We start from the raw sequence: 20,466 nt of genomic DNA on the forward strand, positions 1-20,466 counted from the left end.
TTGCCCCGGGGGGCATACCGCCAAACAGCTACTTCCCTCCCGCTTCACGCCAAACGCACCGCTGCGCGACCAAGAAAATAGTCAAAAATCGAGGTGCCCTTTTGTTTCAGTTCAGGTGAAGTAACCATAATGAGTGGCTCTTCAAGCCTGAACGGCTGACTGAACTCAGGGGCGTAAAGTTATCGCCCCTACCCACCGATTGTCTAGAGCAAACCGCTTGCCTGTACCAGAAGTAACGTAATATCTTCAATTCGTTAAGAAATTTGGAACATCTTTGCAAACGGGAGGCCGGTTGTAGCTGGCGGAAGGTCCGAACCTCAAATTGCAGTGTACACAACTGGCACCATAACGTTCTCTTGCCGGCTGAAGCGCACTCAAACCGCCTCCACCATCCACTTCAACAGCTCCGCCGAGGCCCGTAGCCCCTCCGTCTCCGGCGCGTCCAGTTCGGGCCAGGGGGTCGCCGTCACGCCCGTGGCCCCCGACGCGGGGCAGGGCGGCATCGCGCGCGCCCGTCAGTCGTCGCGCACCGGGCCGCGCAGGGCTTTGACCTCGCCGCGTTTCTTCTTGGCATCGACCCGCTTGCGTTTCTGGGTGCGTGACACGCCGGTCGGGATGCGGCGCTTGGGCCGCTCCAGCGCCGTGCGGATCAGCCCGGCCAGCCGCTCGCGCGCGATCTCGCGGTTGCGGGCCTGGCTGCGCGTCTCGTCGCACTTGATCAGCACCGCGCCCTCGCCCGTCCAGCGGTGCCCCGCGATGCGCCGCAGCCGGGTCTTGACCGGGCCGGGCAGGTTGGGCGAGCGCGCCGCCTCGAAGCGCAGCTCGACGGCGGTGGCCACCTTGTTGACGTTCTGCCCGCCGGGGCCCGAGGACCGGACGAACTGCTCGGTCAGCTCCCAGTCCTCGATCGTCACCGTGTCGCTTATCCGAAGTCCCATCGCTGCCCTCTTCCCGGCCCTGGGTTTTGTATAAACCATGATACCGGACCCGGAAATTTTGTACAAAACGTCCCGAAAAGCCGGGTCCGTAACGTTAAGAAGGCCGCCCGAGCGACGGGGCGGCCTTCCGAAAGTTCAGGAGGTGGGGTCGGTTAGACTGCTCTGCCAGCCGCCCACCTGGAGTTCTGCACACCCAAGGGCTGCCTCAGATGTCAAACCTCCAAGCTGTCCCGACACCTCGCTCCAATCTCTTTCTAGACACTGGATCACCTCCTTTCATTGTTTCGCCTGTGGGCAGGAAAACACAAGATCGAGGGATCGCCAAAGGAAAAATTACTACATTTAAGTGACGGGTCGACAAAGCCGCCCGACGATGAGCCGGAAGGGGACCAGGGCGATAAGGGCGATGGCCAGCTTGACCCCCCAGTCGGCCAGGGCCAGCGAGACCCAGAGCGGCGCCTCGGGCCCGTTCAGCAGCAGCGGCGCCGGACCCTGGGCCCAGCCCACCTGCGCGTCGGCCGCCGCACCGAAGGACAGAGCCGCGCTGAAGGCGATGGTGAAGAACAGCGCGGTGTCGACGGCCGAGCCGATGACGGTCGAGGCCAGCGGCGCCCGCCACCAGGCGCCGTCCCGCAGGCGGGAAAATATCGCAACATCAAGAATTTGCGCAACAAGGAACGCCGCGCCCGAGGCCACGGCCACTCGCAGCGGCACCGCCGCATAGGTGAACCCGTCGCCCTGCAGCATGATCTGGCTGCCGATCAGCGAACAGAGCACCCCGGTGACGAAGCCCGCAAAGACCACGCGCCGCGCCGGGCCGGGGCCGTAGACGCGGTTCATGATGTCGGTCACGAGGAAGGCGAAGGGATAGGTGAAGGCCCCCCAGGTCAGGAGGCCATCGAGCAGCAGGAATTGAACGAGGATGTTCGAGGCCACGACGACGGTGGCCATGGCAAGGATGCCGGGAAGAAGACGGGTCATGATTTTGGTCCGTTTTTACAAGGTCGCGGAGACTTGGCCCTGCCCGCACGGCAGAACGCACCGCGCTTACAGGGACGGCCTGCCCCCTGTCAACTCAGTTCGCGGCGACCGCGGCGCATTGGCCGGGCAGATCCGCCATCCGCAGCGGCCCGCGCGAGGGGCGCGGTGTCGCGTCCGGGTCCGGTGGCGGCGGGTCTAGGATGTTGTCCACCCAAACCTGGGCATCGGCGCAGCCGTCGCCGGGCGGCGGCGGGGACTGGTTCTCGCAGGCGCGGTCGCCCTCGGGGCAGGTCAGCCGCACGTGGAAATGGTAGTGATGCCCCCACCAGGGCCGGACCTTGCGCAGCCAGCTGCGGTCGCCGGTTTCCCAGTCGCACATGTCGACCTTGGCGCCCGGAAAGACGAAGATCCGCGCCACGCGGTCGTCGCTGGCTGCGGCACGCAGCAGTTTCATGTGGGCCTCGGTCCAGCGGTCGTTGGTAAAGGCACCGCGGTCCCGCCGCATGGAAATCGAGCTGATGGTCTCGCGCTCTTGTGTGGTCAGGTCCAATCGGTCGGGGGGCAGCATCCAGATGTCCGCGTCCAGCCCCGATTGGTGGCTGCGATGGCCGGTCAGCATCGGCCCGCCACGGGGCTGGCTCATGTCGCCGACATATAGCCCGTCCCACCCTGGCAGGGTCGCGGCGAACCGGCTGAGGTCGGTCACGTAGGCGATTGTCTCGGGCTGCGCCCAGTTGCGATTGCGGCTCAGGCGCATGGCCTGCCAGGTCGGCCCCGTCTCGGGCAGCTCCACCGCGCCGGCCTGGCAGCCGCGCGCATAGCCGCCAAGGGCCGCGCTGGACTGATCCGAGGCCGCGGGCAGATAGCCGAAGACCTGCTTTGCGACACGGGTGTCGTTGGCGTTCTGGGTCGAGACGCTGGGCGCGGCCGCCTCGGACCGGCTGTCGTCGCCCCCGGTCTGGCAGGCGGCCGTTAAGGCCAACGCCAGGATCAGGGCGCCGGTATCGAGGAACTTGACCATTCCGCGCGATCTCCTTCTGGATCGACCCACCGTAGCAGGACGAAGCCTGTCACGAAAAGCCCGATGACGGGGGTGAATCCCAGCCGCGCATCACCGAACCACCAGGTGAAAAAGGCGATGAGGCCGGGGGCGAGGAAGGCCGTTGCCTTGCCCGACAGCGCGAAAAGGCCGAAGGCCTCGGTCGGGCGCTCCGGGTGGGTGTGGCGCACCATCATCGACCGGCTGGCCGTATAGATGCCGCCGCCCGCGCCGCCGATGATCGACCCGCAGATGTAGAACAGCAGGTCCGGCACCGGGCTGCCCGGCGGCAGGGGGATGCCCAGAACCTGTTCGCGGGTCATGCCGACAATGATGACGCAGACGACCATCAGCGTGACGATGCAGAAATGGATGACAGGGCGCGGCCCGAATTTGTGGTCAGCGCGTCCGGCGATCGAGGTCGAAATCGCTGCTGCCACCGCTCCGATGATGCCGAAGACGGCGATCTGCATCAGGCCCCAATCCAGCACCAGCGCGGCATAGACTCCGCCGAAGGCATAAAGCGCGTTCAGCGCGTCACGATAGAGCATCGAGGAAATCAGGAAGTTCAACAGGCTCTTGCGGTGCGCGACACCGACGAGGGATTGCTTGAGATCCCGCATGGCCGCGCCCATCCCGCCCTGCCGGTTGGGCGAGTTGTCCTCGCGGACATACATCCAGTAGGGGATCATGAAGATCGCGAACCAGGCGGCGATGAAAGGGCCCACGGCGCGGGTCCCCTCGCGCGCTGTTCCATCCAGCAGGCCGAAGGCGGGGGAGAGGCCCAGAAGCGTCTTGCCTTCGCTGAATTCGTAGAAGAACGGCAGGAAGATCAGCAGCGCCGAAACGCCCCCCCAATACCCGATGGCCGCGCCATCGCCCGAGATGCGCCCGATCGCGTCCTGGCCGCCCAGGCTGGGCAGGATGGCATTGGTGAAGACCAGCGCATATTCGGCCGCCACGAAGGCGATGGAAAAGGCCACAAGGCAGAAGATCGCCGCAGATCCATCGGGCACCATGAACCAGAGCAGCGAGGTGCAGACAACGAAGACAGCGGAAAAGGCGATCAGCCAGGGCAGGCGCCTGCCTGTGCTGTCGGCATAGGCCCCCAGTACAGGCGCGGTAAAGGCGATGAAAAGCCCGGCCAGCGTCTGGCCAATGGACCACAGCGATTGTGCCTGCGCGTCGGCGGCCTGTTCGGTCATGCCGCTGGTCAGAAAGAACTCGGCCGCGACGGTGGCGAAATAGGGGCCGAATATGAAGGTCAGGCCGAGCGTGTAGAAGGGCTGCGTCGCCCAGTCGAAGGCCATCCAGCCCCAGACGCGTTTTCGCAACACACTCGCCATGACCGCCCCTTTTGCCCGCGGCGATAAGATAGACAACGGGCGGGCCTGGCAAGCCTCGTGTCAGTCCTGCATCGGGGGCCACGGCCGCGCGCTGTCGGCTTCGGCCCAGGCGCGGACCCAGCGGGGCAACTCGGGCGATGGGCCGGCGTGCCCCAAGCCTTCGGCAACTTGCGCGGGGGCGACAATTCCGCTTGTCCCGGTCACGGCCATGCGGATCAGGCCATGGTTGGCGCAGGCCCCGTCGCTGCGCCACATCGCCTGCTCGAGATAGAGGAACTTGTCGTCGAAGCCCAAGCAGCGGCTGCGCTGGGTCAGCCTGTAGAAGGCATGCACCCGGCGGCGATAGCGCACCGAGGCTCCCGCGACCGCCATGCCCCATTTGCGCTCCTTCATCAGGTCGATCATGCCGGTGCGCTGGGCCATGGGCAGGCGGCCGAGGTCGAACAGCGTCAACGTGCGGCCGTTGTTCAGTTCGGCCCAGAGGTCCAGATCCCAGGGCCAGCAGAGATGGGTGCTTTCATGCGTGTCCCAAAGGCCCAGGCGCGGGGCCCTGCGGGCGCACGACATCTGCCACGACATGCGAAGAAACGGGTACATGGGACGACTTACCTTTCAGTGGCGGCCTGACGTCACGACTGACGCAGCGTGATTTTCGGCCAATGCAGGGATTGCCCCCGAGCGATCCTCTGCCTACTTGTCAGTGAACGAAAGGACCAGACCATGAATGATCTTCAGCAGATTGCGCTCTTGCTCATCGGTGTCGTGCGCTTTTTCATCATCGTGCATTTCATCATGAGCTGGCTGATCAACTTTCAGGTGCTCAATATCCGGCAACCCTTTGTCTACCAGGTCTGGTCCGGCCTGAACCGGCTGATGGAGCCGATCTATGCCCCGATCCGCAGTGTCCTGCCCCAGATGGGCGGGATCGACCTGTCGCCGCTGGTGGCGCTGATCGGGCTCGAGATCCTGCGCATCCTGATTATCTGACGCGCCGGGCCTTGCCCCCCGAATCGGGCTGTGGGAATTGTGCAGCATCGCCCTTTCGGCAACAGACAGGTCCCCCGCATGCGCGCCGCGACGCTGCTCCGCGACATCTTCGGCTTCGACGCCTTCCGGCCCGGCCAGCAGGAAATCGTCGAGGCCGTGGCCGCGGGCCGCAACACGCTGGCGATCATGCCCACCGGCGGGGGCAAGTCGCTGTGTTTCCAGCTGCCCGCCCTTGTGCGCGACGGGGTGACGGTGGTGATCTCGCCGCTGATCGCGTTGATGCGCGACCAGGTCCGCGGGCTGCAGGAGGCGGGCGTCGCCGCCCATGCGCTGACCTCGGGCAACACGGATGAGGAGACCGACGCGGCCTTTCGTGCATTGCAGGATGGCAGTTGCAAGCTGCTCTACATGGCGCCGGAAAGGCTGGCGTCGGGCGGGGCGCAGCGGATGCTGCGACAGGCGGGCGTGCGCCTGATTGCCGTGGACGAGGCGCACTGCGTCAGCCAGTGGGGCCATGATTTCCGCCCCGACTACATGGCGATCGGTGATCTGCGCCGCGCGCTGGACGTGCCGCTGGCCGCCTTCACCGCGACGGCCGATGCCGAAACCCGCGCCGAGATCGTTGACAAGCTCTTCGCCGGGCAGGCGCCGCAGACCTTTCTGCGCGGTTTTGATCGGCCCAACATCCACCTGGCCTTTGCCGTCAAGGACCAGCCCCGCCGTCAGATCATGGCCTTTGCCGGGGCCCGCAAGGGCCAGTCGGGCATCGCCTATTGCGGCACCCGCGCCAAGACCGAGACGCTGGCCGCCGCCCTGCGCGAGGACGGCCACAACGCCTGCCATTATCACGGCGGGATGGAGGCCGAGGACCGGCGCGCCATCGAGCGGCGCTTTCAGCAGGAGGATGGGTTGATCGTCTGCGCCACGGTGGCCTTCGGCATGGGCATCGACAAGCCCGATATCCGCTGGGTCGCCCATGTGGACCTGCCCAAGTCGATCGAGGCCTACTATCAGGAGATTGGCCGCGCGGGCCGAGACGGGGCGCCGGCCGAAACGCTGACCCTGTTCGGGCCGCAGGACATCGGCTTTCGCCGCCAGCAGATCGACGAGGGGCTGGCCCCGCCCGACCGCCGCGCCGCCGATCATGGCCGCTTGAACGCGCTGCTGGGTCTGGCCGAGGCGCTGACCTGCCGCCGTCAGGCCTTGCTGTCCTATTTCGACGAAGAGGCCGCGCCCTGCGGCAATTGCGACCTGTGCGACAAGCCGCCGGAGGTCTTCGATGGCACGACGCCGGTGCGTATGGCCCTGTCCGCCGCGCTGCGCACGGGCGAGAGTTTCGGTGCGGGCCACCTGATCGAGATCCTGCTGGGGTCGGAGACCGACAAGATTCGCCAGCGCGGCCACGACCAGTTGCCGACCTATGGCGTGGGCAAGGCCTATTCCCTCCAGCAATGGCAGGCGATCTTCCGGCAGATGATGGGTCACGACCTGCTGCGCCCCGACCCGGAGCGCCACGGCGCGTTGCGCATGACCGAGCGTGCCCGCCCTATTCTGCGCGACGAGGAGAGGATCCGGCTGCGCCTCGATACCATCAAGACCGCCAAGACCGGACCAAAGGTCCGCGCCATGGTCAGTGACGAGGATGCGCCGCTGCTCTCCGCGCTCAAGGCCAAGCGCCGGGCGCTGGCCGAGGCGCAGGGCGTGCCCGCCTATATCATCTTCAACGATCGCACTCTTGTCGAGATGGCCGAAACCCGCCCGCGCACGCTGGACGACATGGCGCGGGTCTCGGGGATCGGCGCCAAGAAGCTGAACAGTTACGGCAAGGCATTCCTGGAGGTCATCAACGGCGAGGCCGAGGGGATGCACCCGGCCCGGGCCAAACTGGCCGGGCGCGACGAGGGCACACTCTATGATCGCCTGCTGCAAGTACAGGCCGACCTGGCACGCGGCCCCGAGGGCACCGACAAGCCCATGACCTGTTCCGCCGCAGTGCTGGCCCGGGTGGCGCGGCAGAAGCCGCGTGATAAACTCGCCATGACCCGCCTTCTGGGCGACCGCTACGCCGACCGCTTCGGTGCCGCGTTTCTTGATGTGATCGCCGAGACCTGAGCGGATGGGCTGGCCTTTCGCGCCGCGCGACATATCCTGTGCAAGACGACTGAAAAGAGGTGTCCGATGCTGACTGTCCTGTCCCCCGCCAAGGCCCTGGATATGGAGCCCGTGGGCCACAAGCCGACCGAGCCGATCTTCCACGACGAGGCCAACCGGCTGGCGAAGACGGCGCGCAACCTGCCCCTGACGGACCTCAAGGCGCTGATGGGCCTGTCCGACAACCTGGCCACGCTGAACCGCGACCGCTATCGCGCCTTTCTTGATGCGCCGACCAAGGATGTGGTCAAGCCCGCCGTCTTTGCCTTCAACGGGGACACCTACCAGGGGCTGGAGGCCAAGACCCTGTCCGAGGACGCGCTGCGCTATGCCCAGGATCATCTGCGTATCCTGTCGGGGCTGTATGGCTTGCTGCGCCCGCTGGACGCGATCCAGGCGCACCGGCTTGAAATGGGCAGCCGCCTGAAAACGCGGCGCGGCAAGACCCTGTATGAGTACTGGGGTGACCGGATCGCAAAGGCCCTGACCGAACAGGCCGAGGCCCAGGGCGCCGACACCCTGGTGAACTGCGCCAGTGTCGAGTATTACACCGCCGCCGACCGCCCCGCGCTGGGGCTGCGGGTGGTGACGCCGACCTTCCTGGAAAACAAGGACGGCAAGACAAAGATCGTCAGTTTCTATGCCAAGCGGGCGCGCGGCGCGATGGCGCGCTTCATCATGGAAAACCGTATCGAGGACGCCGAGGCCCTGACCGGCTTCGACCTGGGCGGCTATCGCCATGATCCCGACCTGAGCGACGAGAACAAGCCCGCCTTCGTGAGGGACTGGCCCGAGGCCTAGAGAAGTTCGATCGCCAGCGCGATGCCCTGACCGCCGCCGATACACATGGTGATCAGGGCCTTCCTGCCTTTGGTCCGCTCCAATTCGTGCAGGGCCTTGACGGTGATGATCGCGCCGGTCGCGCCCACGGGATGACCCAGCGCGATGGCCCCGCCATTGGGATTTACCTTCGCAGGGTCCAGACCCAGTTCCTTGGACACGGCCAGCGCCTGCGCCGCGAAGGCCTCGTTCGACTCGATCACGTCGAAATCCTTGGCCGTCAGCCCGGTGCGCGCGAACAGCGCACGCACCGCCGGGACCGGGCCGATCCCCATGACCTCGGGGCGTACTCCGGCATGGGCATAGCCCAGGATGCGGGCGTGCGGGGTCAGCCCCGCCGCGTCGGCTGCACTGGCGCGCGCCAGGACGAGGGCCGCCGCCCCATCATTGATTCCGCTGGCATTGCCCGCCGTGACAGTGCCGTCGTTTTCGAAGGCCGATCGCAGCCCGGCCAGCGCCTCGGGCGTGGTGGGTTTGGGGTGCTCGTCGGTCGCAAAGCTGATGTCCTGCCGCTTTGCCGTGACGGTGACCGGCGTGATCTCGCGGTCGAAATGCCCGGCCGCGATGGCCTGCGCCGCGCGCCGCTGACTTTCGAGGGCAAAGGCATCCTGATCGGCGCGGCTGATCCCGTGGTCCCGCGCCACGTTTTCCGCCGTCACCCCCATGTGCCCGGTGCCGAAGGGGCAGTTCAGCGCCCCCAGCATCATGTCGAGCGACCTGACGTCGCCCATCTTCGCGCCCCAGCGCTGATCCGGCAGGATGAAGGGGCTGCGCGACATGGACTCGGCCCCGCCCGCCAGGGCGAAATCCGCATCATCCAGCATCAGGGCCTGCGCCGCCGAGACGATGGCCTGCGCGCCCGAGCCGCACAGCCGGTTCACGTTCATCGCCGGAACTGTTTCCGGAAGGCCGGCCCCCATGGCCGCCATGCGCGACAGGTACATGTCCTTCGGTTCGGTGTTGATGACATGGCCGAAGACCACATGCCCGACCTGATCCGGTGCCAGCCCGGCGCGATCCAGCGCGGCGCGCGTCACCGTCGCGGCAAGGTCGGTCGGCGCGACCCCGGCCAGCGACCCGCCGAAGGTGCCGATGGCCGTGCGGGTGCCGGCAAGAAGAACGATATCGTCGGTCATGTGGACTCCTCCTGTGCTGGGACAAGCCTATCGTGCCTGCCGCGGTTGCCAAACCCTGACGTTGCGGCGCGCCGGGCTATGTCCGACTTGTGCGGCCATGGTAAAATCCGTGCGTCCGTGATTGCCTCGCCGCAAGGAGGGTCCGACATGACCGCATTTCTCGACGATATGGAAACCCGGCTGGCAGAGATCCGCGCCGAGGGTCTGTGGAAAACCGAAAGCGAGATCACCTCGCCGCAGGCGGCGCAAGTCGATGTGGGTGACAGTCACCTGATCAATCTCTGTGCCAACAACTACCTTGGTCTGGCCGACCACCCGGCGCTGATCGAGGCGGCGAAGCGGGCGATGGACGATCACGGCTTCGGCATGGCCTCGGTGCGCTTCATCTGCGGCACGCAGGATTTGCACCGGCAGCTTGAACAGCGCCTGGCCGCCTATCTGGGCCATGACGATTCGATCCTCTTCGCCGCCTGTTTCGACGCCAATGGCGGGTTGTTCGAGCCCCTGCTGGGCCCCGAGGACGCGGTGGTCTCGGATGCGCTCAATCATGCCTCGATCATCGACGGCATCAGGCTTTGCAAAGCCAAACGCTATCGCTATGCGAATTCCGACATGGACGACCTCGAGGCGCAGTTGAAACAGGCCCGCGCCGATGGCGCGCGGCATGTCATGATCGCCACCGATGGTGTCTTCTCGATGGACGGCTATCTGGCCCACCTGCCGGAAATCCGGGCGCTGGCCGATCGGTACGAGGCGCTGCTGATGGTTGACGATTGCCACGCGACCGGCTTCATGGGTCCGCGCGGGGCGGGCACGCCCGCGCATTTCGGGATCAAGGCGGATGTCCTTACGGGCACCCTTGGCAAGGCGCTGGGCGGGGCCATCGGTGGCTATATCGCGGGGCCGCAACCGGTGATCGACCTGCTGCGCCAGCGCGCCCGCCCCTACCTGTTTTCCAATGCCTTGCCACCCGCCGTGGTGGCCGCCGGGATCGTGGCGCTGGACCTTGTCGAACAGGGCGATGACCTGCGGACCCGGCTTTTCGACAATGCGCGTCAATGGCGCGGCGCGCTGACCGAGGCGGGTTTCGAGCTGTTGCCCGGCGAACATCCGATCATCCCGGTCATGACCCACGACGCGGTCAAATCCCAGAACATGGCGAACCGCCTGTTCGAGCTGGGCGTGCTGGTCAAGGGCTTCTTTTTCCCGGTGGTTCCAAAGGGGCAGGCCCGCATCCGCACCCAGATGAACGCGGCCCTGACGGCGGAGGACCTGACGACAGCCGCCGCCGCCTTTGAACAGGCCGGCCGCGAAACCGGGGTTCTGACATGACCAACATGATGGCGGCGCTGGAGAAATCCCGGCCAGAGCCAGGCCTGTGGAAGATCGCGGCCCCGGTGCCTGAGATCGGACCCGACGAGGTGCTGATTCGTGTGAACAAGACCGGCATCTGCGGCACCGATATCCATATCTGGAACTGGGATGACTGGGCGGCGCATACCGTGCCTGTGCCGATGATCACGGGCCATGAATTCGCGGGTGAAATCGTGGACCTGGGCCGCAATGTGAACGGGCTGGAGATCGGTCAGCGGTGTTCGGGCGAGGGCCACCTGATCGGCCACGACAGCCGCCAGAGCCGTGCGGGCAAGTTCCACCTGGACCCCGGAACGCGGGGTGTGGGTGTGAACGTGCAGGGGGCCTTTGCAGAATACCTCGCGCTGCCTGCCTTCAACGTCGTGCCGCTGTCCGAGGCGATTGATGATGAGATCGGCGCGATCCTCGATCCCCTGGGCAATGCCGTACACACCGCGCTGTCTTTCGACCTCATCGGCGAGGATGTCCTGATCACCGGCGCCGGCCCCATCGGCATCATGGCCGCCGCCGTGGCCCGTCATGTGGGCGCGCGGCATGTCGTCATCACGGATGTGAATCCCGACCGGCTGGCGCTCGCTGAAAAGGTTGCCGATTGCCGCCCGGTGAATGTGGCGCAGGAAGACCTGCGCGACGTCATCGCCGGTCTGAAGATGAAACAGGGCTTCGACGTGGGGCTGGAAATGTCGGGCAGCCAGGCCGCCTTCGACCAGATGGTCGGCGCGCTGGTCATGGGCGGGCGCATCGCGTTGCTGGGCATCCCGCCGGGCAAGTCGCCGGTGGACTGGTCCGAGATCGTCTTCAAGGCGATCACCATCAAGGGCGTCTACGGTCGCGAGATCTTCGAGACCTGGTACAAGATGATCGCCATGCTGGAAAACGGGTTGGACGTGCGGCCCGTGATAACGCATCGCTTTGCGGTCAACCGGTTCAGAGACGGCTTCGAGGCCATGCTGTCGGGCAAGTCCGGCAAGGTGGTGCTGGACTGGACATGACGCGCCACCATTGGAAAACCCGCGCGAAGCGGGCCCTTGTCCGGGTGCGCAAGCGGGTTCCGCCGGGCCTGCGTCTTTTGCTGGGTCTGCTGCTGATCCTCGGCGGAATATTCGGGTTCCTGCCGATCCTCGGGTTCTGGATGATTCCGCTTGGGGTGGCGGTCGCGGCGCTGGATATCAAGCCGCTCTGGCACGGGCTGCGCGGTAAGCGCCGAAGGGGTCGGGGTCGCGCCGCGCAGACCCGGCCCGACCCGGCCGAGGACAGACGCTCATGAGTGTAGGGCACCAGAGGCGAAGGCGACCCGATATGGCCGGGAACAGAGGCCAGGTTCCCGACCATATCAACCGATGCCGCATGGGCTTGCGTCGCCCCCATCCGGCGCCGGTCAGGAGGGTGCCGGGGTCAGGCCATGGCGCCGAGACCGCCATCGACCGCGCCCGGGTCGGACCCTGCGGCAGGGTGGTTGCGAAAACCCTAACGCGGGCCAACGGAAACGTCTCGGATTTGAGAGAATGAGCCACGCGAACGTGACCCTTCAGTGCCGAAACCCCGTTCCCCCGAGGGACAAAACGCATTAGGGGACCCGCATGAAAAAGCCCGTGCCACTGACCCGCGACCTCGTGCTGATCGGGGGCGGCCATACCCATGCGCTGGTGCTGCGCAAATGGGGAATGGAACCGCTGCCCGGTGTGCGCCTGACCGTCATCAACCCCGGCCCGACCGCGCCCTATTCGGGGATGCTGCCGGGCTTTGTCGCCGGGCACTACGGCCGTGACGATCTGGACATTGACCTGGTGCAGCTGGCCCGCTTTTCCGGGGCGCGGATCATCCCCGGGCGCGCGATCGGGCTGGACCCGCAGGCGCGGACCATCATGGTCGCAGGGCGCGGCGAGATCGCCTATGACGTGGCCTCGGTCGATATCGGCATCACCTCGGAAATGCCGGGGCTGCCCGGCTTCGCCGATCATGGCATCCCCGCCAAGCCCCTTGGCCGCTTTGCCACGCAATGGGAGGCGTTCCGCGCCGAGACTTCCACCCCGTCGGTTGCCGTGATCGGCGGCGGCGTCGCCGGGGCCGAGCTGGCCATGGCCATGGCGCATGCGCTGCGCAAGGGTGGCCACGATCCGAGCGTGCACCTGATCGACCGTGGGGAAGTTCTGGAAGAATTCGCTCCACCCGCGCGGACAAGGCTGCTGGCCGCGCTGGAGGACGAAGCGGTGGTTCCCATTGAACAGGCCGATGTCGTCGAGGTGACGGCGCAGTCCGTGCGCCTTGCCGACGGACGTGAGATTCCCAGCCATTTCACGACCGGGGCTGCTGGGGCTCACCCGCAGGACTGGCTGGCCGAGACGGGCCTGGACAGCCACGCGGGCTCGCTTTCGGTCGGGCCGACATTGCAGACCTCCTCGCCCGATGTCTTCGCCGTGGGCGACTGCGCGCATCTGGCCTTCGATCCGCGCCCCAAGGCCGGCGTGTTCGCCGTGCGCGAAGCCCCGGTGCTGCATCACAACCTTGTCGCCCATCTGTCGGGCCGCCCTCTGCGCCGGTTCAAACCGCAGAAGGATTACCTCAAGCTGATCTCTCTGGGCGGCCAGACGGCGCTGGCCGAGAAGCTGGGCACGGCGCGGCGCGGGCGGCTGCTCTGGCGCTGGAAGGACCGGATCGACCGGACCTTCATGCGCCGGTTTCGCGATCTGCCCGCCATGGCGCCCGAGCCGCCTGCCCGCGCGGCCCGCGGCGTGGCCGAACTCATGGGACGCGCGCCGCTGTGTTCCGGCTGTGGGGCAAAGGTGGGCGGTGCGGCGCTGACCACGGCGCTGGAGGGTCTGCCGACCCCGGGGCGCGACGACGTGATCAGTCTGCCCGGGGATGACGCGGCGGTGCTGTCCGTGGGGGGCACCCGGCAGGTTCTTGCCACCGACCATCTGAGCGCGGTGACCGAGGACCCGGCCCTGATGGCGCGGATCGCGGCCATCCATGCGCTGGGCGATGTCTGGGCGATGGGGGCAGTGCCGCAGTCGGCGCTGATCAGCCTGATCCTGCCGCGCATGACGCCTGCCCTGCAGGCCCGGACGCTGGCCGAGATCACGCGGGCCGCCTCCGATGTCATGGCGCAGGCCGGGGCAGAGATCGTGGGCGGCCATACCAGCCAGGGGGCCGAGATGACGATCGGCTTCACGGTGACCGGGCTGGCCGATGCCGCGCCGATCACCGTGCGGGGCGCGCGGGCGGGCGACGCGCTGATCCTGACCAAGCCCATTGGCTCGGGCACGATCCTTGCCGCCGAAATGCGGGGCAAGGCAAGGGGGGGCGACGTGCTGGCCTGCTTCGACGCGATGGTCCAGGGGCAGGGCGAGGCGTCACGTCTGCTGCACGACGCCCACGCCATGACGGATGTGACCGGCTTCGGTCTGGCCGGGCACCTTTCGGCGATCTGCCGCGCATCGGGCACGGGGGCTGTGCTGGACGCGCTGCCAGTTTTGCCCGGCGCTTTGGACCTCGCCGAGGCCGGTGTCCGGTCGACGCTCTTTGACGACAATGTCGGAAACGCCCTGCCCCTGACGGGGCCCGAAGGCGCGCTGCGCGACCTGCTGTTCGACCCGCAGACCTGCGGAGGCCTGCTGGCCGCCGTGGCCGGGGACGCGGCCGAGACCACCTGCGCCGCGCTATGTGCGGCGGGCTACCCCGCGCGGGTGATCGGCCGGGTGATCGAGGGTGACGGGATCAGCCTTCAGACCTGACGGTTTCTGCGATCCGCGCCGCCAGCGCGTCGCGATCGACCGGTGTCAGACCAGGGGCCGCGACCTGTGCCAGCACGGGATGCGCGCGCGCCGCACGGGACTTGGCGTAGCTGGGATCGTAGTGGTCCTGCATCAGCGCCCGGGCCAGACCTTCGTGGTCGCCCGCGGTCAGACGTTCAAGCCAACGATCGACCACCGCGCCCCCGCGATGGCGCCTGAGTACCTGCAGGCGGTTGGTCAGGTCGTCCTGCCGGGCGATGACATCCGCATAGGCCTCGACCAGATAGGCGGCACGGGCGTCGAGCGGCGCGCTGACAATGATCCGGGGGGCCGCTTTCATGATGGCCCAGAGACTGGGCGGGATGATCCGTTCGCCGATCTTGCTGCTTTCGGCCTCCAGCACCACGGGGCGGGCCGGGTCCAGGCGGGCAAGACGACAGGCCAGGGCGCTTTCGAAGGATTTCTGGCTGGGTTGGTCCGATGGATCGCCTCCAAGGATCGAGCCGCGATGCCCGGCCAGGCCCTCGAGGTCGAGCATCTGCACGCCCAGGTCCGCCAGCCGGTGCAGCAGGTCTGTCTTTGCGGTGCCGGTGTAGCCGTCCAGCAGGATCACGCGGTGGGGCAAGGGTGTGTCGTAGAGCATCGCATGCACCAGCCGCCGATAGGTCTGGTAGCCGCCCGAGATCGTGTCCGCCCGCCAGCCGACTGCCCGCAGGATCGTCGCGACCGAGCCCGACCGCTGACCGCCGCGCCAGCAATAGACAAGCGGGCGCCAGCCGCCGGCGCGGTCGGCCAGGTCGGTTTCCAGGTGCCGGGCCACGTTGCGGGCGACAAGCGCCGCGCCCGTCTTGCGCGCCTCGAAGGGGGCAATCTGCCTGTAGATCGTGCCAACCCGCGCCCGTTCCTCGTTTGACAGGGCGGGCAGGTTGATGGCGCCGGGAATGTGGTCCTCGGCGAATTCGGCGGGCGAGCGCACGTCGATGACATCGTCATGGCCGTGGGCCAGCAGATCGGCCAGGGTGCGGAAGGTCTCGGGCATGAGATGTGCTTATCTGACGGGGCGCCTCTGCGAAAGCCGCCCGGACGCGGTCAGTCCGGGGGTGTCAGCGGCTGGCGCCCCGACCCGGAGAGCAGGAACCACTGGCCATCCTCCAGCACCGCCGGAACCAGCGGGCGGCCATAGCCCGCGCCGCCGTCCATGTTGATGCGGTTGCCTTCGTGGCGGGGGTGGTCCAGCGCAGTGTGTCCATGGACGACCATCTCGCCGTGGTCGCGGGTGTCGTCGAGCCAGCCGTCGCGAATCCAGATGAGGTCTTCCTCGGACTGATCCTCGACGGGGATGCCGGGGCGCAGGCCAGCATGCACGAAAAGGTGCCCCTGCGCCCTGTGCCAGCGAGGGCGCGCGGCGATCCAGTCCAGATGCGCCTGCGGCACCGCCGCGCGGACCTCGGCCAGAAGCTCTGCCCGGTCCGGGTCTTCGTCATCGGCATGAACGTCATAAGAGGCCAGCGTCGCGGGACCGCCAAGTGCCGGATGCAGCCAGCCCTTGCCGGACTTGATGGCTGCGTCCTGTTCCACCCCGTCGCGGACAAAGCGCAGGAACATGCGGTCGTGATTGCCGAAAAGCACCGTCCAGTCGCGTCCCTCGGCCTGCCCGGCCATCAGCCGGTCGATCACGCCGCGGGTGTCGGGGCCGCGATCGGGAAGGTCGCCGAGAAAGACATGCGGCGCATCCCGCCCGCCATCGGCCTCGATCAGCGCGAGGGCGCGATCGAGCTGGGCCAGCTGGCCGTGAATGTCGCCGATGGCATAGAGCATCCGGAGAGTCCTCGGAAATGAGAAGGGCGCCGGTGCGGCGCCCTTCCTTGTGATCCTAGTCGACGTTGAAGGTCAACGGTTTGACCTGTTTGAACAGCTCGGTCGCCTTGAGTTCGTTGAGCGCGGCGGCGGGCACGGGTTCGTCCACGTAAAGCAGCGCGATGGCCTCGCCCTTCTCGGTGGAACGGCCCAGCGTGAAGTTCGCGATGTTCACGCCATGCGCCCCCATGGTCGCCCCCAGCGCACCGATGATGCCCGGCTTGTCATCATTGGTGGTGTAGATCATGTGCTCGCCGATCTCGGCGTCGATGTTGATGCCCTTGATCTGGATGAAGCGCGGTTTGCCGTCGCTGAAGACCGTGCCGCCGATGGACCGTTCGCGGGTGTCGGTGACGACAGTGACCTTGATGTAACCCTCGAAGGCGCCGGACTGGTCCTGCTTGGTGGTCGATATCTGCACGCCGCGTTCCTTGGCGATGACCGGGGCCGAGACGACGTTCACGTCCGGGTTCGTGACGGTCATGATGCCTGCCACGGTGGCCGAGGTCAGCGCGGCCAGGTTCATCTCCGAGGCCTCGCCATCGTACAGGATGTTGATCGCCTTGATCGGTTCGTCCGTCATCTGGCCGATGAAGTTGCCCAGGTGATCGGCCAGCTTGATCCAGGGGCCCATGATCTTGGCTTCCTCGGCGGTGACAGAGGGCGAATTGAGCGCGTTCTGAACCGCCCCGGTCAGCAGATAATCCGACATCTGCTCGGCCACCTGCAGCGCGACGTTCTCCTGCGCCTCTGTGGTGGCCGCGCCCAGGTGCGGGGTGCAGACGACGTTGGGCAGGTTGAACAGCGGGTTCTCCGTCGCCGGTTCCTGCGCGAAGACGTCGAAGGCCGCGCCGCCCAGGTGCCCGGATTTCAGCAGGTCGGCCACGGCTTCTTCATCGACCAGCCCGCCTCGGGCGCAGTTGATGATGCGCGCGCCCTTCTTGGTCTTTTCCAGGTTCTCGCGGCTGAGGATGTTCTTCGTGGCATCCGTGAAGGGCACGTGCAGCGTGATGAAATCGGCCCGTGCCAGCAACGCGTCCAGCTCGACCTTCTCCACACCCATCTCGATGGCGTGCTCCTCGGACAGGTACGGATCGTAGGCCACGACCTTCATCCTCAGCCCGCGGGCACGGTCACAGACGATGCCGCCGATGTTGCCGGCACCGATCACACCCAGCGTCTTGCCGGTCAGCTCGACCCCCATGAATTTCGACTTCTCCCATTTGCCCGCGTGGGTCGAGGCGCTGGCCTCGGGGATCTGCCGGGCGACGGCGAACATCATGGCGATGGCGTGTTCGGCCGTGGTGACCATGTTGCCGAAGGGGGTGTTCATCACGATGATGCCCTTCTTCGAGGCCGCCTCCTTGTCGATGTTGTCGGTGCCGATCCCGGCGCGGCCGATGACCTTGAGGTTGTCCGCGGCGGCGATGATCTTTTCCGTGGCCTTGGTGGCCGAGCGGATTGCGAGGCCGTCGTACTGGCCGATGACCTGCAGCAGTTTTTCCTTGTCCTTGCCCAGATCGGGCTGGAAGTCGACGTCGATGCCGCGGTCACGGAAGATTTGCACGGCGGCGTCGGAGAGCTTGTCGGAGATGAGTACCTTGGGGGCCATGTCTGTGGTCCTTGTCATTGGGGCGCTCACCCGAGGCCGCACCACATCCAGCAGGAAAGGGCGCGGACCTCGATGAGCGGATGTATCAGGAAAGGGCGGCGATCTCTTCTTGGAACGCCCAGTCAAGCCAGGGCAGCAGCGCCTCGACATCGCTGGTCTCGACCGTTGCGCCGCACCAGATGCGCAGCCCGGCGGGCGCGTCACGATAGGCGCCAACGTCGAGGGCCACGCCCTCGGCCTCCAGCCGTTTCTGCACCGTCTTGGCGAACCCGGCGCCATCCGTGATGCGATCATCGGTGAACTTCAGGCAGACGCTGGTGTTCGACCGGGTGGTCGGGTCACTGGCCAGGTTGTCGATCCAGTCGCGGCTGGCGCAGAAGTTCCAGATCGCCCGGGCGTTGGTGTTGGCCCGGTGGATCAGGGCGTCCAGCCCGCCGATGGATTTCGCCCAGCCCAGGGCGAAGAGGTAGTCCTCGACGGCAAGCATCGACGGCGTGTTGATCGTCGCGCCCTCGAAGATGCCCTCGTTGAGCTTGCCACCCTTTGTCATGCGAAAGATCTTGGGCAGTGGCCAGGGCGGGGTGTAGCTTTCCAGCCGGTCCACCGCGCGGGGCGAAAGAACCAGCATACCGTGGGCCGCCTCGCCACCCATGACCTTTTGCCACGAGAAGGTCGTCACATCCAGTTTGTCCCAGGGCAGGTCCTGCGCGAAGGCCGCCGAGGTCGCGTCGCAGATGGTCAGGCCCGCACGCTCGGCCGGGATCAGTTGCCCCGATGGGACGCGCACGCCGGAGGTCGTGCCGTTCCAGGTGAAGACCACGTCATGGTCGTAGTTCAGCGCGGCCATGTCGACGATCTCGCCGTAGTCGGCCTCGTGCACGGTGGCCGCGATCTTGAGCTGCTTGACCGCGTCGGTGACCCAGCCCGCGCCGAAGCTTTCCCAGGCGACCACCTCGACGGGCCGTTCGCCAAGCAGGGACCACATCGCCATTTCCACGGCACCGGTGTCCGAGGCGGGCACGATTCCGACACGATAGTCGGCGGGGATGCCCAGCAGCTCGCGCGTGGTCTCGATCGCGGACTTGAGCTTGTCCTTGCCCACCGCGGCGCGGTGCGACCGGCCGAGGGCGGCGTCGGAAAGCGCGTCGAGTGTCCATGTGGGGGGTTTGGCACAGGGGCCGGAGGAAAAACGCGGATTAGCCGGCCGCGTTGCCGGTTTCGTCGTGGTCATTTTTGCTACCCTTCCAGATAAGCGCCCCTCGTTGGGGAGGGGTGTCCCACCGGTCCGGCTAGTGCATTAGCCGCCTCTCTGCAACAGCCAATCTGCCGGTTTGCGACATCATCGCGCGCACAAGCGGCAGGTGGGGTGCCCATCGCACACCTGCCGACAAGGGTTGCGCTTGGGTCTTCGTCTTGGTTTGAGACATGGCAACGGAAAGGATGCCGCATGGAAGTCGTGACCCTGATCGCCCGTCCCGGGGCCCTGGAGCCCGCCGTGGTCGAAAACCTCCGCAATGCCTGGGGCGGGGGCGCGGCCATCTGGCTGTCCCCGGACGAGGCGGCGGAGTTTCCGGTTTCGGCCCGGCCCGGCAATTTCGCGGCGGTGCGCACGGAACTTGATGCGCTCGGGGTGGACCTGAACCTGCAACCCGCCGAAGGGCGGCGCAAGTCGATGCTGCTGGCGGACATGGACAGCACCATGATCCGCCAGGAATGCATCGACGAACTGGCCGCCGAGGCGGGGATCGGGCCGCGCGTGGCCGAGATCACGGCCCGCGCCATGAACGGCGAGCTGGATTTCGAAGGCGCCCTGATCGAGCGGGTGGGGCTTCTCGCGGGGCTCGACCTGCAAGTGATCCACCGGGTCCTGGCCGAACGCATCACCTACATGCCCGGCGGCAAGGCGCTACTGGCGACGATGAAGGCGGGGGGCGCCCATGCGGTCTTGGTTTCGGGCGGTTTCACGGCCTTCGCGGGCGAAGTGGCCACGGCGCTGGGCTTTGACGAATTCCGCGCGAACACCCTGCTGGAGGAGGCGGGCAAGCTGACCGGCGACGTGGCGCGCCCGATCCTGGGCTGCGAGGCCAAGGTGCAGGCCTTGGAAGAGATCACGGCCCGGCTGGGCCTGTCCGAGCGCGATGTGCTGGCGGTGGGCGACGGGGCCAACGACCTGGGCATGCTGGGCCGGGCGGGCAGCGGTGTGGCCCTTCATGCCAAGCCCAGCGTGGCGGCCCAGTGCGCGCTGCGCGTCAATCACGGCGACCTGACCGCGCTGCTGTTCCTGCAGGGCTACGCGCGGGAGGACTTCGCCGCTTAGCAGGCGGCGCGTCGTCGCGGGGGGGGGGGGGGGCCCCCGCCCCCCCCCCCCCCCCCACGGCGCTGACCCGTTACAAGATCGGCAAGGGCATTCCGATCAGGATGATGTCCTGCCACACCGGCACGATAGAGGGCTACATGATCGAGGGCCATGT

At 66.8% G+C, this 20,466-nt stretch carries 19 protein-coding genes; 8 read left to right on the forward strand and 11 right to left on the reverse strand.

Annotation, left to right across the window (positions count from 1 at the left end; translation table 11 throughout):
- Positions 1-374 precede the first annotated feature (374 nt).
- The 6 genes from ACH107_RS18655 to ACH107_RS18680 form a co-directional block, all read right to left on the reverse strand.
- Positions 375-503 carry a hypothetical protein gene (locus ACH107_RS18655; RefSeq protein WP_412507108.1) on the reverse strand — a complete coding sequence of 43 codons (129 nt, stop codon included), beginning with the start codon at positions 501-503 and terminating at the stop codon, positions 375-377.
- A 12-nt stretch (positions 504-515) separates the two neighbouring features.
- The gene (gene arfB, locus ACH107_RS18660) at positions 516-938 is read right to left on the reverse strand and encodes an alternative ribosome rescue aminoacyl-tRNA hydrolase ArfB (RefSeq protein WP_412507109.1); all 423 of its coding nucleotides are present in this window, start codon (positions 936-938) and stop codon (positions 516-518) included.
- A gap of 342 nt (positions 939-1,280) precedes the next feature.
- Positions 1,281-1,919: a queuosine precursor transporter gene (locus tag ACH107_RS18665; RefSeq protein WP_412507110.1), complete on the reverse strand. Its 639-nt coding sequence runs from the start codon at positions 1,917-1,919 to the stop codon at positions 1,281-1,283.
- Positions 1,920-2,013: 94 nt separating this feature from the next.
- Entirely contained in the window at positions 2,014-2,940 is a 927-nt protein-coding gene (gene mepA, locus ACH107_RS18670) for a penicillin-insensitive murein endopeptidase (protein WP_412507111.1), read from the reverse strand.
- Positions 2,910-4,304, reverse strand: a complete 1,395-nt coding sequence (locus tag ACH107_RS18675) for an MFS transporter (RefSeq protein WP_310691326.1) — start codon at positions 4,302-4,304, stop codon at positions 2,910-2,912. Before ACH107_RS18675 ends, mepA begins: the two co-directional genes overlap by 31 nt.
- A gap of 60 nt (positions 4,305-4,364) precedes the next feature.
- Positions 4,365-4,901: an acyl-CoA thioesterase gene (locus tag ACH107_RS18680; protein WP_310691327.1), complete on the reverse strand. Its 537-nt coding sequence runs from the start codon at positions 4,899-4,901 to the stop codon at positions 4,365-4,367.
- Positions 4,902-5,024: 123 nt separating this feature from the next.
- Between ACH107_RS18680 and ACH107_RS18685 the strand changes: the two genes are divergently transcribed.
- From ACH107_RS18685 to yaaA, 3 genes are all read left to right on the forward strand, one after another.
- Complete coding sequence (locus ACH107_RS18685; RefSeq protein ID WP_310691328.1) at positions 5,025-5,291, forward strand: YggT family protein; 267 nt, start codon at positions 5,025-5,027, stop codon at positions 5,289-5,291.
- Positions 5,292-5,369: 78 nt separating this feature from the next.
- The gene (gene recQ, locus ACH107_RS18690; RefSeq protein WP_412507112.1) at positions 5,370-7,403 is read left to right on the forward strand and encodes a DNA helicase RecQ; all 2,034 of its coding nucleotides are present in this window, start codon (positions 5,370-5,372) and stop codon (positions 7,401-7,403) included.
- A gap of 66 nt (positions 7,404-7,469) precedes the next feature.
- Positions 7,470-8,243 carry a peroxide stress protein YaaA gene (gene yaaA / locus ACH107_RS18695; protein ID WP_412507113.1) on the forward strand — a complete coding sequence of 258 codons (774 nt, stop codon included), beginning with the start codon at positions 7,470-7,472 and terminating at the stop codon, positions 8,241-8,243.
- On the opposite strand, the gene bktB is transcribed toward yaaA, so the two are convergent.
- Positions 8,240-9,418: a beta-ketothiolase BktB gene (gene bktB, locus ACH107_RS18700; RefSeq protein WP_412507114.1), complete on the reverse strand. Its 1,179-nt coding sequence runs from the start codon at positions 9,416-9,418 to the stop codon at positions 8,240-8,242. The genes yaaA and bktB overlap by 4 nt on opposite strands.
- Positions 9,419-9,565: 147 nt before the next feature.
- On the opposite strand from bktB, the gene ACH107_RS18705 reads away from it, so the two are divergent.
- The 4 genes from ACH107_RS18705 to selD all read left to right on the forward strand — a co-directional run bounded on the left by ACH107_RS18705 (position 9,566) and on the right by selD (position 14,526).
- Positions 9,566-10,750 carry a glycine C-acetyltransferase gene (locus tag ACH107_RS18705; RefSeq protein ID WP_412507115.1) on the forward strand — a complete coding sequence of 395 codons (1,185 nt, stop codon included), beginning with the start codon at positions 9,566-9,568 and terminating at the stop codon, positions 10,748-10,750.
- Positions 10,747-11,784, forward strand: coding sequence for an L-threonine 3-dehydrogenase (gene tdh, locus ACH107_RS18710; RefSeq protein ID WP_405049849.1), 1,038 nt, complete (start codon positions 10,747-10,749; stop codon positions 11,782-11,784). Before ACH107_RS18705 ends, tdh begins: the two co-directional genes overlap by 4 nt.
- Positions 11,781-12,059 carry a hypothetical protein gene (locus tag ACH107_RS18715; protein WP_412507116.1) on the forward strand — a complete coding sequence of 93 codons (279 nt, stop codon included), beginning with the start codon at positions 11,781-11,783 and terminating at the stop codon, positions 12,057-12,059. Before tdh ends, ACH107_RS18715 begins: the two co-directional genes overlap by 4 nt.
- 313 nt (positions 12,060-12,372) lie before the next feature.
- Positions 12,373-14,526: a selenide, water dikinase SelD gene (selD, locus tag ACH107_RS18720; RefSeq protein ID WP_412507117.1), complete on the forward strand. Its 2,154-nt coding sequence runs from the start codon at positions 12,373-12,375 to the stop codon at positions 14,524-14,526.
- Here the strand turns inward: selD and mnmH are convergent.
- The 4 genes from mnmH to ACH107_RS18740 form a co-directional block, all read right to left on the reverse strand.
- Complete coding sequence (mnmH, locus tag ACH107_RS18725; protein ID WP_412507118.1) at positions 14,510-15,565, reverse strand: tRNA 2-selenouridine(34) synthase MnmH; 1,056 nt, start codon at positions 15,563-15,565, stop codon at positions 14,510-14,512. The genes selD and mnmH overlap by 17 nt on opposite strands.
- 50 nt (positions 15,566-15,615) lie before the next feature.
- A complete protein-coding gene (locus tag ACH107_RS18730; protein WP_412507119.1) occupies positions 15,616-16,344 on the reverse strand; it encodes a metallophosphoesterase in 729 nt (242 codons plus the stop codon).
- A gap of 55 nt (positions 16,345-16,399) precedes the next feature.
- Positions 16,400-17,995: a phosphoglycerate dehydrogenase gene (gene serA, locus ACH107_RS18735; RefSeq protein ID WP_412507122.1), complete on the reverse strand. Its 1,596-nt coding sequence runs from the start codon at positions 17,993-17,995 to the stop codon at positions 16,400-16,402.
- A gap of 85 nt (positions 17,996-18,080) precedes the next feature.
- Complete coding sequence (locus tag ACH107_RS18740; RefSeq protein ID WP_412507120.1) at positions 18,081-19,226, reverse strand: phosphoserine transaminase; 1,146 nt, start codon at positions 19,224-19,226, stop codon at positions 18,081-18,083.
- Between the two features lie 216 nt (positions 19,227-19,442).
- Between ACH107_RS18740 and serB the strand changes: the two genes are divergently transcribed.
- Complete coding sequence (gene serB / locus ACH107_RS18745) at positions 19,443-20,312, forward strand: phosphoserine phosphatase SerB (protein WP_412507121.1); 870 nt, start codon at positions 19,443-19,445, stop codon at positions 20,310-20,312.
- Positions 20,313-20,466 lie beyond the last annotated feature (154 nt).

This window comes from Roseovarius halophilus (ex Wu et al. 2025), assembly GCF_047086965.1.